At 70.1% G+C, this 12,859-nt stretch carries 9 protein-coding genes; 6 read left to right on the plus strand and 3 right to left on the minus strand.

The annotated features are described in order from the left end of the window. The first annotated feature begins 405 nt into the window (after positions 1-405). The 6 genes from ACZ5WE_RS16825 (at position 406) to ACZ5WE_RS16850 (ending at position 5,564) form a co-directional block, all read left to right on the plus strand. Positions 406-1,341 carry an LCP family protein gene (locus ACZ5WE_RS16825; RefSeq protein ID WP_467688676.1) on the plus strand — a complete coding sequence of 312 codons (936 nt, stop codon included), beginning with the start codon at positions 406-408 and terminating at the stop codon, positions 1,339-1,341. A gap of 111 nt (positions 1,342-1,452) precedes the next feature. Then, on the plus strand, positions 1,453-1,860 hold the full coding sequence (locus tag ACZ5WE_RS16830) for a rodlin (protein ID WP_467688678.1): 408 nt from the start codon (positions 1,453-1,455) through the stop codon (positions 1,858-1,860). Positions 1,861-1,965: 105 nt separating this feature from the next. Next, on the plus strand, positions 1,966-2,265 hold the full coding sequence (locus ACZ5WE_RS16835; protein WP_467688679.1) for a trypco2 family protein: 300 nt from the start codon (positions 1,966-1,968) through the stop codon (positions 2,263-2,265). Positions 2,266-2,276: 11 nt separating this feature from the next. After that, positions 2,277-3,344 (plus strand): effector-associated domain 2-containing protein, encoded by a 1,068-nt coding sequence (locus tag ACZ5WE_RS16840; protein WP_467688681.1) that lies wholly within the window; start codon positions 2,277-2,279, stop codon positions 3,342-3,344. Between the two features lie 124 nt (positions 3,345-3,468). Next, positions 3,469-3,636, plus strand: a complete 168-nt coding sequence (locus ACZ5WE_RS16845) for a hypothetical protein (RefSeq protein ID WP_160507013.1) — start codon at positions 3,469-3,471, stop codon at positions 3,634-3,636. A gap of 29 nt (positions 3,637-3,665) precedes the next feature. Beyond that, complete coding sequence (locus ACZ5WE_RS16850; RefSeq protein ID WP_467688682.1) at positions 3,666-5,564, plus strand: HEXXH motif domain-containing protein; 1,899 nt, start codon at positions 3,666-3,668, stop codon at positions 5,562-5,564. A gap of 49 nt (positions 5,565-5,613) precedes the next feature. Here ACZ5WE_RS16850 and fxsT read toward each other — a convergent pair whose 3' ends face one another. The 3 genes from fxsT to ACZ5WE_RS16865 all read right to left on the minus strand — a co-directional run bounded on the left by fxsT (position 5,614) and on the right by ACZ5WE_RS16865 (position 12,675). Further along, complete coding sequence (gene fxsT / locus ACZ5WE_RS16855; RefSeq protein WP_467688684.1) at positions 5,614-9,513, minus strand: FxSxx-COOH system tetratricopeptide repeat protein; 3,900 nt, start codon at positions 9,511-9,513, stop codon at positions 5,614-5,616. 356 nt (positions 9,514-9,869) lie between these two features. Then, positions 9,870-11,321 carry a VMAP-C domain-containing protein gene (locus ACZ5WE_RS16860; protein WP_467688686.1) on the minus strand — a complete coding sequence of 484 codons (1,452 nt, stop codon included), beginning with the start codon at positions 11,319-11,321 and terminating at the stop codon, positions 9,870-9,872. Between the two features lie 247 nt (positions 11,322-11,568). Further along, complete coding sequence (locus tag ACZ5WE_RS16865; protein WP_467688688.1) at positions 11,569-12,675, minus strand: threonine synthase; 1,107 nt, start codon at positions 12,673-12,675, stop codon at positions 11,569-11,571. Between the last annotated feature and the right edge of the window lie 184 nt (positions 12,676-12,859).

Below are 12,859 nucleotides of genomic sequence, written 5' to 3' on the forward strand. Positions count from 1 at the left end.
GCGGCGTTCCGGAGAATCTCTGCTCAGCGGGATGAGGCCCTGCCGCTTCCATTGACGCTTGAAGTCAGCCATGTTCCCTCGCCATCGACGGGCGTGTGTCGACCCATCTGTTCCAGATATGGAATCCGGGGAAACCGAACGGCTTAGGGCGAACGAGTTGTTGTTCGTGCGCGCCATGAACTACCGCGTTCAACAGTGGCGTCGAGCGGTTTACCGTTTCTTCGTCCCGGTTCCCCCGCAGCGGAGTCCAGCTTGCGTACTCACCTCAACCCACCGGCCGGATCCCGGCGCGCGCGGAGTTTGCGTATCGCCATTCCGGGGGTTCTTCTGATCGCCGCCGCAGTCGGAACGGGAAACGCCACGGCGCTGCCGCTCCCTGCCCAACGCGTCGATGTCTTCGGCGACATGGAGAATCGACCGAACGAGGGACGCGGTACGAATATCCTCCTGATGGGCACGGACGGCCGCGACACCATCACGCGCAAGGAGAAACGGGAGTTCTACGCGGGCGGAGTCGCCTGCGACTGCACGGACACGCTCATGCTGGTCCATGTCTCCGAGGCACAGGACCGCGTCAGCGTCGTGAGCCTGCCCCGGGACTCCTACGCCGACATTCCGGCGCACCGCGACAAGGCCACGGGACGGGAACGCCCGGCACACCCGGGGAAGATCAACGGCGCCTACGCGGAAGGCGGTCCCGCGCTGTCGGTGCGGACGGTCGAGGGCATGACCGGCGTCCGTGTCGACCGGTATCTGCAACTCGACTTCCGGCGCTTCATGGACAGCGTCGAGACGGTCGGCGGGGTGCGGGTCTGCACGACCCGCGCGCTCAAGGACAAGACGACGAAGCTCGACCTCGCGCCCGGCAGCCATCTGCTCAACGGCGGCCGGTCCCTGCAGTACGTCCGCTCCCGCCACGTGGACGCGAGCGCCGACTTCGGGCGGATCCAGCGCCAGCAGCGCTTCCTCGTCGCCGCGCTGCGCGGCGTACGTACCGAGAACGTCCTGGCCGACCCGGTCAGGGCAGCACGGCTCGGCCGGTTGCTTGTCGGCTCGGCACGGGTCGACCGGGGGTTCAGCGCCGAGCAGATCCTGAAGCTCGCCACGCGGTTGGGCGGACTCCCGGCGTCGTCCATGGAGTTCACCACGGTGCCGGTCAGCGGCTTCAGCGAGAAGCTGAACGGCTCGCTGCAGTGGGACAGGGCCAAGGCCGCCAAGGTCTTCACGGCCCTCCAGCAGGATCAGCCTCTGACGACGCCCAACTCGCAGGCCAGGCTGAGCGATCCGCCCCGGTTCGGGAGCCCCGCGACCGTCCGTGGTGACACCCTGGAATGCCGTTGACGGCCGTCTGATTACTGGGCCAACCGGGTCGAAGGTCGAAACCATTGCCGTGTCAGGCAGTTGATCATCACGCGGCTCTGCCAAGGGAGCCCGCTCTTGAAGGGAATCAAAATGAACAAGCTGTGGGCATCCGCGGCCATTGCCGCCTCCGTCGCCGGAATCTCGGCAGGGATGGCCCCCCAGGCCCTGGCGATCGGTGACGACCGCGGCACCACGTCGCTCAGCGGCAACGGCGCCGAGACGGCGTTCGGCAACTCGGCGACGAAGGGCAACCAGAGCCCCCAGCTGACGCTCGTCCAGGGCACGCTGAACAAGCCCTGTGTCGCCGTGCCGGTCAAGGCGAACATCACCTCGCTGGTCGCGCTCGTCAACGTCGGTGTCCAGGACATCCCGATCCTGTCGGCGCCGCAGAACCAGCAGTGCACCGAGAACTCGACGCAGGCCAAGGGCGACGAGCCGATCTCGCACATCCTGAACGACATCCCGGTCCTGTCCGGGAACGGCTCCGGCAACGGCTGACCAAGCCCTCAGGGGCCGGCCGTCGTCGTGCCGGCCGGCCCCTTCGGCTCTCCCCCGTGTCGCCTCCGCCGTGTGGAGGCGACACGCCGGGGGTAGAGGCCCGGCGTGATTGAACTCGCCGAAATGATCGCGCAGTTACGTGGAGAACTCGCCGCCGCCATGGCCGCGGCCGAGGATGAGGAACTGCGCTTCGAGCTGGGTGCCGTACAGCTGGAGGCGGAGTTCGCCGTACAGCGGTCCGCCGGCGCTGACGGCAGGATCCGCTTCTGGGTCGTCGAGGCAGGTGCCTCCGGCCAGCAGGCGAACAGCACCACCCACCGTGTCTGTCTCAGCCTGGAACCCCGCGTCCGCGGCTCCGATCAGCGGCCCTGGGTCCGCGGTGACCGGACCGCACGCGAGCGCTGAGCCCGGACACCATGTCGGCGTCAGAGGGTCTTGAAGCGGCGCGGGTCGCCGAGATACTGGTGGAGACGCCGGGCAAAGAGCCCGGACGGCGCGGGTCCGGCTACCGCGTGGGGGACAGGTCCGTCCTGACGGCCGCACATGTGGTCACGGGCCCCGTGACGTCGGTGCGAGTGCGCTTCGACGCCGATCTGCCGGGGGAGTGGAGCGCCGACGCACGCGTCGTGCTGCTCGCCGAGGCCGCGGACATGGCGCTCCTGGAGATCATGACCGCGTTACCCGGAGGCGCGGCTGTCGGGAGTCCCCGCTACGGCGCCGTGCCCGAATCCGACGTGGTGCTGCCCGTCAGCGCGATGGGCTTTCCCCGTTTCAAGCTGCGGGACGACAGCATGCGCCTCCTCGACGACGGCGCCCCCAGTCAGTACCGGGACTCCTGCCATGTCTCGGGGACCGTTTCCGTCCTGTCCAACCGCCGTGAGGGCACACTCGAACTGGCCGTTCTCGCGCCGCGCGCGGACCCCGAACCGGAGCGCTCGCCGTGGGAGGGAATGTCGGGTGCGGTGGTCTGGTCCGGCGGTGCCGTCATCGGTGTGATCAGTGCCCACCACCGCTCGGACGGCCTGGGGCGGCTCGCGGCCGGCAGGGTGGCGCACTGGTACGGCGCACTGTCATCGGCCGAGGTGGAACACCTGCATGAGGCCGCGGGTCTCCCGCGGCCCGGAGGGCTCGGTTCCGTGGCGGATCCGGAGGGGCCCGCGGCGCCCGCAAGTCTGGCCGATCTCCCCTCTGACCTGCCGTTACGTGAACTCATGGGGCTCGTCGACGCGTTGGTGGAGGTCCCTGCCCTGAAGGACGCCTCGGGCTTGGGCCTGGTGCTCGCCAGCATCGACGCGGAGATCGCCGCGAACCGGCCGAGGGACTCCAGACTCAGGATGGACATCTACGGCATCGTGCACACCTGTCTGCACTACCGGGGCACGCTCGATCAGCTCCTGGAGACGGTCCGGCTCCTTGAGGGGCAGTCGACGCAAGTGGCCCGCATTGACCGCGAGGCCGCCCAACTGGCCAAGCGGTACAGCTGACTTGATGTCGGGCACGGCTCGGATGCGGGGTTTCGCAGCGTGCCGTGCTGGGTCATCATGAGGGGGAAAGGGATGGCGCATGCACGGAATCGCGGGAGGGGACTTGGCAGCCGTGGAGCAATCGATGCCTGCCGTCGAGTCCGATCTCGTAGATCTCTCGGGGGTTTCTCTTGAAGCGCTGCTCTCCATGGACGGTACGGCCATCGCCGTGTCGCTGGAACAGCTCCTGCGGCACATTGACGGCCCCCAGGCCATCGCCGTGTCGTACAACCCCCCGGACCGCATCGACTGAGGAGATCGGTACGGTGCGGTGGAGGGCCCATGGCGGGTAAGTCCGCGATATCCGCGGCCCTGTCGTTCCACCAACTCTCGGCGGCCGGCGTCCGCGCCCTGGCGCGCGGCGAGGGCGGCAGGGAAGTGGTGGACGAGCTGCTCGCCGCGGAGCGCAGTCGGCGGCTGCTGATGCTGCGTGCCCTGGACGACGGGCTGTCCCGGAGCGGTCTGCCGCTCGGCTTCGAGGAGGCGCTGTCACCCGGGCCGGCCTGGGAGCTCCTCGAGCGGGTTCAGAGACAGGCGCCCGAGGTGTTCGAGGACGTGCTGATGTGCCCGCACACCGGCATGTGGCTCTCGCTCGCGCTGCGCCGGCTCAGGGGGACGTCGTACGAGGACGCGCCTTTGTGGGTGGTGACCGGACATCTGTCGGCGCTGGCCGCGGCGGCCGGCGCCCGAGCCGGTCTTGACGTCTCGATGACCGTTCCGGTGCGCCGCGGCGTCGTGCCGCTGCCGACGCTGGGATGCGCGGTTCTTCCGGTGGCCGAACCGTGGAGCACGGCACATGTCGTCGCTGAGGGCGGGTCGTTACGGGTCGTCGGCGAGAGCGGCGAAGTGGCCGTGCCCTGCGACTGGCGGGAGAGCGGTCCGGGCTGGCATGCGGTGCGCCGCGTGGCCGTCGGGTCCGAAGACCGCGTCAAACGGCTTGTCCTGGAGGAGCTGGATCCCTACCGCACGTTCCCCCGCCCGAGCGAGCCGACTCTCATGTCGGCTTCGGAGGACGTGAGCTGGCGCAAAATGCTGGCCGCCGCGTGGGAGGTCCTGCTGCGCGACGACGCGGAGAGCGCCGACGCGATGCGCCCCGGGCTGATGTCGGTGGCGCCTGTGTCGGCCAGGGAGCGGTTCCGGCCGTACAGCGGGACGGCGGGTGACGCGTTCGGCAGCGTCACGGCCTCCCACCCGGACGATGCGGCACAGCTCGCGGCCACGCTGGTGCACGAGTTCCAGCACACCAAGCTCGGCGGACTCATGCATCTGGGACCGCTGACCCGTCGGGCACAGGGCCCGGACCCGGACCCGGGCCCGGAGCAGCCGGAAGAGCTCTTCTACGCTCCCTGGCGCGACGACCCGCGGCCCTTGGGCGGCCTGATGCAGGGTATCTACGCCTTCGCGGGGGTCGCCCGCTTCTGGCGCGTCCACCGGCAGGCCGCCGACGCCGCGTACGCCCCGCTGGCCCACTTCGAGTTCGCGCTGTGGCGTGCCCAGGTCTGGTCCACGCTGAATCTGGTGGCGGGCCATGGGCAGTTGACGCCTCTGGGCCGACAGGTCATCGAAGCGCTGCGTGAGAGATGCGCGAAGTGGATGGCCGACGAGGTACCGGACCGCGAGCTGGAGCTGGCCCGGGAAGCCGCGGCAGACCACCGGGCCCGCTGGCGTGCCCAACATCTGCGGCCACCCGCCGCGGCCGTCCAGGAGGCGGTACGAGCCTGGCAGCGGGGGGAGAGCCGTCCGCCGGCGTCCCTGGCGGCCGAGCCCGAGCTCGTCCCGGATCCGGAAGGCCGGCACTTGGACGTGGCGGCCATTCTGGCCCGCTACCGCATCAGCGAGCCCGACGGAACCTGGCGGCAGACGGCTGCCACGGCGGAAGGCGTCAAGGGCGTCGACGCGGCCGATGTCCTGCTGGCCTGCGGCGACCGCGCCGGAGCCGAGGACGCCTACGCCGCTCAGCTGTCCGGTCGGGGCGCACCGGTGGCCGCCTGGGCGGGCCTGGGGCGGGCGCTCGGCGGCGCTGCGGACGACGAGGGCGGGAGCGCCGCCGCCCGGCTTCTGCGCCGGTACCCGGAGCGGGCCCGCGCCGTGCAGGACGCGCTGCGGGCCGGGACGGGCCATGGCGCGGACCCCGTACGGCTCGCCGAGTGGCTGGGCCGGGGCGGTACGGCAGGAGGCTAGAGGAGGCCGGCCGGGGCACGAACCCCGCAGCCGGCCCCGCCTCGTCGCGTTACAGCGACACCGGGTCGATGTCGCAGTTGGCCCGCTGGCCTTCCTTGGCCTGGAGGGTCGCGGGGTGCGGACCGGCCTCGTCGCGGATCCGGGGTGCGTCGAGCACGCGCTCCATGCGCTCCAGGGTGTCGGCCCGCAGCGCGTTGCCCGCCGCTTCCTCCCCGACCACGATGAGGTCCATCGCGAGGTTGCTCGCGCAGGCCAGGGTGGTGGGGTGGTCGGGGCCGAACGTCGACTGGCAGAGCGCGAGCGTCGTCTCACCACGCCTGCGCGCGTCCTGGTGGTGGGAGAGCGCGGCCAGGTCACTCGCCAGGTTGATCGCACAGGCGAGGGAGATCGGGTGGCCGGGGCCGAGCCGTTCGGCGAGCGAGGTGAGGGACGCCTCGTTCAGTCTGCGTGCCTCGTCGGGCTGGGCAAGGAGGCGCAACGTGACCGCGAGGTTGATGTCGGCCGAAAGGACGTGCGGGTGGTGCGGGTCGAAGATGCTGCGGTAGCCCTGGCAGGCCTTGATGCCGCGGGTGCGTGCCGCCTGCAGGTCGCCGTTCTGGCGCAGTGCCACCGACAGGGTCAGCGCGGTGGAGAGCGTCTGGGGGTGGGTGTCGCCGTAGCGCCGGGTGAACTGGGCGTAGGCGTCGGTGGCCAGTTCCAGGGAGCGTACGTGGTCGCCCTCCTTGCGGTACGACTCGCTGAGCTGGCGCATCACGCCGACCGTGGAGGGGTTGGCGCGGCCGAAGACGTCACGGAAGGCGCCGAGCACGGCTTCCTGGAGTGCGCGGGCGCCGACGTAGTCCCCGGTCTCGCGCACGTCGATGGCCACGGAGTTCTCCGTGACCAGGGTTCGCTGGTCGTCCCGGCCGAACAGCCGCATCTTCAACCCCAGTGTGTGGCGGTCGAGTTCGAGTGCGCGGCGGAACTCGCCGGTCAGGCGCAGGCTGACGCCGAGGTTGTGGGCGATGTTCATCGTCGTGGGGTCGTCCTCGCCGAACGCCCTGCGGGCCCGCTCGAAGGCGGTCTCGTCCAGCGCGGCGCCGAGGGCGAAGTGTCCTTCGACGCGGCGTACGGCCGCTTCGAGCTGGATCGCGTCCAGGGCGTCTTCCCTGGTGTCCTCGCGGTCGGTGGGGGCGGTGCGTTCGTAGATGCCCTTGAGCTGGTCCACCAGGGCGGCAGCGTCGTCGTAGCGGCCGACGACGCGGTACATGATGCACAGCCACTGGCCCATGAGGACGGTCTGCTGGTCCTCCTCGCCGAAGATCGTCAGCCAGGTGTCCCAGGCCTGCTCGGAGAAGTCGAGCGAGACCTCGTGATCGCCCCAGTAGTAGAGGTACTTGGCGATGTTCATGACAAGCTGACGCACCCAGGGCTGGTCCGACTTGATGGCGTCGGAGGCGATGACGTGACCGTACAGCTCGGCGTAGCGCTGCCAACTGGCCGCGTTGTTGGGCGATTTCGGGTCGGCTGCGGCGAGCAGAGTGTGGGCGCCATGGCGCATGCGGGTCTGCTCCTCAGGGGTCATGCGGTTGTTCAGGACGAGCTGAACAAGGCGGTGCATCTCGATGGAGTTCGTACGGTGGTCGATGCGTGCGAGGGAGTAGCGGTTCACCTCCCTTATGGCGCGCGCGAGCCGCATGGGGTCGTTCAGTGTCGCGTCGAGCTCGGGGAAGATGCTGCTGTTTCCCAGGCCCGAGAAGATGGACCGCGAAATCGGGTCGGGAGCGAAGTACGAGCAGAGCTGCAGCAGCCGCAGGGCTGACGGGCTGCGGTTCTCCAGATGGTCCAGGGAGACGTTCCAGGCGGCAGCCACCGGCAGTTGGTAGTCCGGCGGCGGGGCCACTTCGAGGAGTTCTGTGCGCTTGTCCTCGAAGAGCCGGAGGTACTCGGATGCCGGCATGCCCGTCTCCGCACGCCAGGCGGCGGCCTGCTCCAGGGCGAGCGGCAGGTCTCCGAGCGCCTCGGCAAGCCGGTCGGCCTCGTCGTCCTGGAGGGGCGGCCCGGAGTGGCGCAGGAGCTCCTTGCTCTCCTCACGGGTGAAGACATCCACCTCGAGCGAGCCGCCGACCAGGCCCCACCGCCTGTTGCGCGAGGTGACCAGGATCGTGCCGTTGCCCCCCGTGGGGAAGTAGTGGCGAACCTGTTCCGGATTGTCGGCGTTGTCGAAAATCAGCAGCCAGCGTGAGAAAGGACGGCCCTCGCGCAGCGCCTCGCGCACCGCGGGGCCCGCGATATTGGCCTCGGTGCTGGTCTCAAGACCCAGGCGGCCCGCCAGCTCCACGAGCGCCTGCCCGATCTGGCCGGGCCGCTCCGAGGGAATCCACCAGACGATGTCGTACTCGGCCTGATGGCGGTATGCGTATTCAATGGCCAGCTGGGTCTTGCCCACGCCGCCCATGCCGTGAATGGCCTCCGGCAGGACCGTGGTCGTGCCTTCCCGCAGGCGGTCGCCGAGGAGTTCGAGGAGTGCCATCCGGCCGGTGAAATTGGGGTTCCGAGGCGGTAGGTTTCCCCAGACGCGCGGCTGTGATGTGCGGTCCCCCTCCATCGTTTGCTGGGGCGTAGTCGACATCACCGATGCTCCTTCAGGATCGGGCCGAGAGACGGGGGTTCCACCGCTTTTCTCCAGGCTGACTGCGTAGCGACGATCGTGCCAGCCAAGTACCCCTGCCAGCAGGGCGGCGCGCTGCATGAAACGTCCGGAGAGTGCTCTCAGCGCGGCGAGTTCCACGCGGAGGAAGCCGATATTGCGACTGTTCACCCGGGGCATGGCCAGGGTGTCGAGCGGTTCGGCGGGGGAGGGGAGCAGCGAGGGGGCGCCGGTGCCGTCACCCGCCAGTAACGCGCGTACGTCGTGCAGGATCCGTGCCGTGTCGCTGCGGCGGCCCAGCGCGAGCAGCTCCTCGCGGATGTCGGGAGCGAAGGAGAACGCCACGTCCGTGATGTCGTCGCCCTGTTCTCCGCTGGGCCGGACGAGGCCGCTCATCAGCAGCTCCGACGCGTGCGCCGGGCCCGCTCCCGGCGTGGTCTCCAGGACCTTGCGGATGAGGGGGAGGCTCAGGGGGGCTGCGGATAAGCGTGTCGCCAGCGTGAAGGCGGTGGGAGACGCACCGGCGCGATAGTCCGACACGCGCTCCGAGGCGGGCACCGTGCTGCGCGGGTCGGGGACGTCGTCCGTCCAGGGCAGGGCGCGCGCGGCATCGGGCCTGCGCTTCCACTCCCGCGCCCGGATGGCGGACATCTCGAGCCACCGCGGCTCGGATCCCACGACGAGCTGGGTCCAGGCCTCGGCCCAGCGGTTGGTCAGCGCGAGGACCGGCACGAGGACGGCGTCCCCCTCGACCTCCGGTTCGGCCGGGTCGCGCGACTCCAGCGGGGCCTCGCGCAGCTCCCATTCGAGCCGGCTGTTGGCCGCCCAGGCGTGGTCGGCCCGCAGCCGCACCCGGCAGACGTCCAGACCCGTGCGGAACCACAGCTGCTGGGGGAGCACATGCACGACGGCGACCGGGCAGGTGCGGCCCCAGGCGCGCAGCAGGGGCATGACCGCGCCCGACCGCCAGCCGGCCGCGAGCCCGTCGGTCAGGACGAGGATCACGCGGCGCATGTCTCCCGCGCTGCCGAGCGGTTCCTCGGGGCCGAGTCGGGCGGGGTCGGTCTCGTCGGTGCCGCGCAGGCTCAGCACGCGGACGCGCGCGAAGTCCCCCTCGCGGTTCAGCTCGTCGACCAGGTCGTCGACAGCGTGGTCCCAGATCTTCATGGTCAGGTGGCTGTCGAGGACGAGGATCGCTTCGGAGCGCTCCCGTCTGCCCGACTGGCCGGTCCTCGCATGCCCGAGTCGGCCGAGAACGGACGCGGCCTCACGACGTGCCCGCGTTGCCGGTCCCTGCCGCGGCCCTCCGTCGTCATGCATATGCGCCCTCAAGGCGTCGTGGCGGCCAGGACAATGGTGCGGAGTCCCGCAGTGCGCGGGCGTGCGTGACATCCACAAGCGCAGCGTGACAGTGCGCCCGCAGTGCAAGCAAGGGGGTACGGCGGCATGGGCCGGGGCGCACGGAAATCGTGCTAGAAGTCGCGCCCGGGGCAGGGGAGTTCGTGCCCACGGCGGAGAAGGTGATGCCCCCGGCGCGTGGCTCCGTGCGCCCGGCCCGCAGGCGCGTGCGCCCGGCGGGTAACGGCCGGGTGGCGGCGGAGGCCGGTTCGTTCACGGCGCGGCACCCCCTTTCGCCGAGTGCGGGAGGTTCCCGGGGCGGTGGCCGGCGGGCCCGTTCAACTCGTCACCGGCGTACGGTCGGGGCCGGGCGGCCCGGGTCTGCGTTCCGGATCGTCGAGGAGGATCGCCAGATGGCGTCCCACGTGGTTGTCCCAGCCCTCGGGGCCCAGCGCCAGAGCTTCCTTGCGCCAATTTCCGGCGCGCGTCACCAGGCCGGCCAGGCCCCTGTCCTGGACCATCTCGGCGACCGCCTCCTTGAAGGCCGGGTCGCCGCAGTCACCGCGGTGCCAGATCATCGCGGGCACGCCCGCCCGCAGACCCGCCATGAACTCCTGATGGCTGGCGGGTGAGTCGGTGCCGGGCGGCTGGCTCAGCACCAGACAGACCGCGTGGTCGTCCTCCTTCAGCTCGCGCTCCAGATGGAAGTGCGACTGGCCGGGAGGGTTGAAGTACGAATGGCTGTCGGCCGGTTGCTCCTTGAGCTGGCGCCACTTCTTGTGCCACGGACGGTGCCAGGCGGCCTTGCGCAGGCGCTCGAAGCTGCGGATCAGCACCGCGTAGTCCATCACCAGGGGAGTGGGTGACGAGGACGAGGACTCCTTGTGCCACCACTCCACGGGTTCGCCCAGTAATTCCCACGGGAGGATGAATTCCAGGACGACCGGCTGTCTCAGGTCCGCCCACCGCTCCTCGGTCTGCTCGATGAGGACCTCGACCTCGGCGGGCAGGTCGTCGCGGTGCAGATGCAGGGTCTCGCCCGGCACGGGATGCCAGCCCTCGGCGTCCGACTGCCGCCAGTGGGAGAGGAAATAGCGGTCGGGGTCCACCCCGTCGGGCTCGAACTGGATCATCAGATACGCGGGCACCATGGACGGCGGGGCCTGCCGGGCCAGGTCGCCGCGCTGCCAGTCGGCGATCTGCTCCTCGAGGCCCCACGTCCTGGCCTGCTGACGGTTCCAGCGACGCAGGTCCTCCGCTGCCTCCATCTGTCCGTCCTCCACGAGCCGTTCGGCGGCCAGGGCCAGGAACGCCATGCTGACGGGGAGTTCCTTCGCGGCGGTGTTGTCGCCGGCCAGTCGTAGAAAGACTGCCCATCCCGTGTCGCACCACGCGGGCAGTTCCTGCGTGCGTGAGCGGCTGGCCCGCCGGGCGAGCGTGGCGAGCCCGGCCGACGAGCGCATGTCCCGCAGGATGGGTTGCAAGGGACGCAGATCGGCGCCGTCGAAGAACTCCACGGCCTCCCACTCGTCCACAAGAGGCAGCAGTGACGCGATGGCGGAGGACTGCTGCTCCAGATACTGCAGGCAGCGCACCAGGCAGCCCAGCCCGTCAGGGACCTGCGCGCAGTGCTCCACCAGCTGCAGCAGCCAGGGCCGCAGCGCCGCGTTGCGCAGGGGCTCCACCGGGGATGCCAGCTCGTCGCTCAGCATGCGCACCCATAAGTCGGCGCTGTTCTCCTGTCGTACCGTGCCCGAGTCCTGCAGTACGTCGACGATGTCGGCGACCAATTCGTTGCGAACCCTCGCAGGGCTGCGCCCTTCCACCCCCGTGACCTCCCGATCGCCACCAGCAGTCAGAGTTCAGCACTCATGTGGATCGATGGTGCGGCACCGTCATATCGATGGTGGCGACAAGCGTACGACCACAGTCCAGCTCAGGGCAGGCCTCCGGCCATGAGTAGAGCTGAGCTGTGACCATTCATCGCGTGCCGCCAACTCCCCCGCGGGTACGGTCAGTTCGCTCGGACGGGTGATTTCATCCGGCGGCAAGTCCTGACTTCAGACCCGCCCCGCACAGCGGAACCACAGCAGTCCGCTCGCCGAGCGCGCCGTCGCGTACGGCCGCCCAGCACGCGACACCGGTCGCTTCGACGAACAACCCGCGTCCCGCCAGATCCAGCTGGGCGGCCCGGATCTGGTCCTCCGTGACCGTCAGGAAGCCACCGCCGAGACCGCGTACGGCCCTCAGAATCTGCCGTGCGCGGGGCGGGCTCGCAATCGCGATGCCCTCCGCGAGCGTGGGCGCCGCCGAAGTGGAGCCCAGGGGCTCGTCGGCGCCCGCGTGCCATGCCTCGGCCAGCGGGGAGACGGCGGCGGCCTGCACGGCGTACAGCGCGGGTGCCTTCGCGATCAGGCCCGCCGCGTGCAGTTCCCGCACCGCGAGGGCCGCGCCGAGCAGCAGGGTGCCGTTGCCCACGGGCACGACGAGCGCGTCCGGCAGCCGGCCCCCCAGGTCCTCCCACAGTTCATGGACGTACGTCTTGGTGCCTTGCAGGAAGTAGGGGTTGTGGACGTGCGAGGCGTAGAAGGTGCCCGGTTCGTCGGCTGCCGCCCGGGTCGTCCATGCCGTCTTCTCGCGGTCTCCGGGGACGACTTCGAGCCGCGCCCCGTGTGCGCCGATCTGCTCGAGCTTCTTCGGCGACGTGCCCTCGGGGACGTACACCGTGCAGGGCAGCCCGGCCCGGGCGCAGTACGCGGCGATCGCCGTGCCCGCGTTGCCGCTGCTGTCCGCGATCACCCGCTCCGGGGCGAGACGCTGCGCGAGGGCGGCGAGCATGACCGCGCCCCGGTCCTTGAAGGAGAGCGTCGGCATCAGGAAGTCGAGCTTGGCCGAGATCGCGCCATCCAGCGGTACGAGCGGTGTGCGGCCCTCGCCGAGCGAGAACGCGGGGGCGGGCAGCGGCAGGGACTCCGCGTACCGCCACAGTGAATTGACCCTTCCGTTCAGGGACTTCAGCGGGGCGGGATTGGGGGAGAAGTCCAGGTCGAGGGGGCCGCGGCAGACGGGGCAGCACCAAGCGAGGGTGCCTGCGGGGACACGGGTTCCGTCGGTGGGGCAGAAACAATCCGGCAGTGCTGTCATGTGGCCAGGCTAGTTGGGGCAGTTGGGGCCGATGTGTCATGACGGGTGTTTGGCGGTCATGTTACGTCCGGTACTGACCCTTGTGAGATTCCTATGGATCCGCCAATCTTTCGTCCCGACGAAGGCAGGTTTTCGTCTCGGTGAGGGTAAGAACGAGCATTTTGTTTGACATGTCCCTGTCGGC

The organism is Streptomyces sp. NPDC033180 (assembly GCF_055577645.1).

Excerpts from the sequence above, each read along its gene's own strand:
- ACZ5WE_RS16830 (WP_467688678.1), top strand. The coding sequence starts at position 1,453 with ATGAACAAGCTGTGGGCATCCGCGGCCATTGCCGCCTCCGTCGCCGGA.
- ACZ5WE_RS16865 (WP_467688688.1), bottom strand. The coding sequence starts at position 12,675 with ATGACAGCACTGCCGGATTGTTTCTGCCCCACCGACGGAACCCGTGTC.
- ACZ5WE_RS16825 (WP_467688676.1), top strand. The coding sequence starts at position 406 with ATGGAGAATCGACCGAACGAGGGACGCGGTACGAATATCCTCCTGATG.
- ACZ5WE_RS16845 (WP_160507013.1), top strand. The coding sequence starts at position 3,469 with ATGCCTGCCGTCGAGTCCGATCTCGTAGATCTCTCGGGGGTTTCTCTT.
- ACZ5WE_RS16840 (WP_467688681.1), top strand. The coding sequence starts at position 2,277 with ATGTCGGCGTCAGAGGGTCTTGAAGCGGCGCGGGTCGCCGAGATACTG.
- ACZ5WE_RS16850 (WP_467688682.1), top strand. The coding sequence starts at position 3,666 with ATGGCGGGTAAGTCCGCGATATCCGCGGCCCTGTCGTTCCACCAACTC.
- fxsT (WP_467688684.1), bottom strand. The coding sequence starts at position 9,513 with ATGCATGACGACGGAGGGCCGCGGCAGGGACCGGCAACGCGGGCACGT.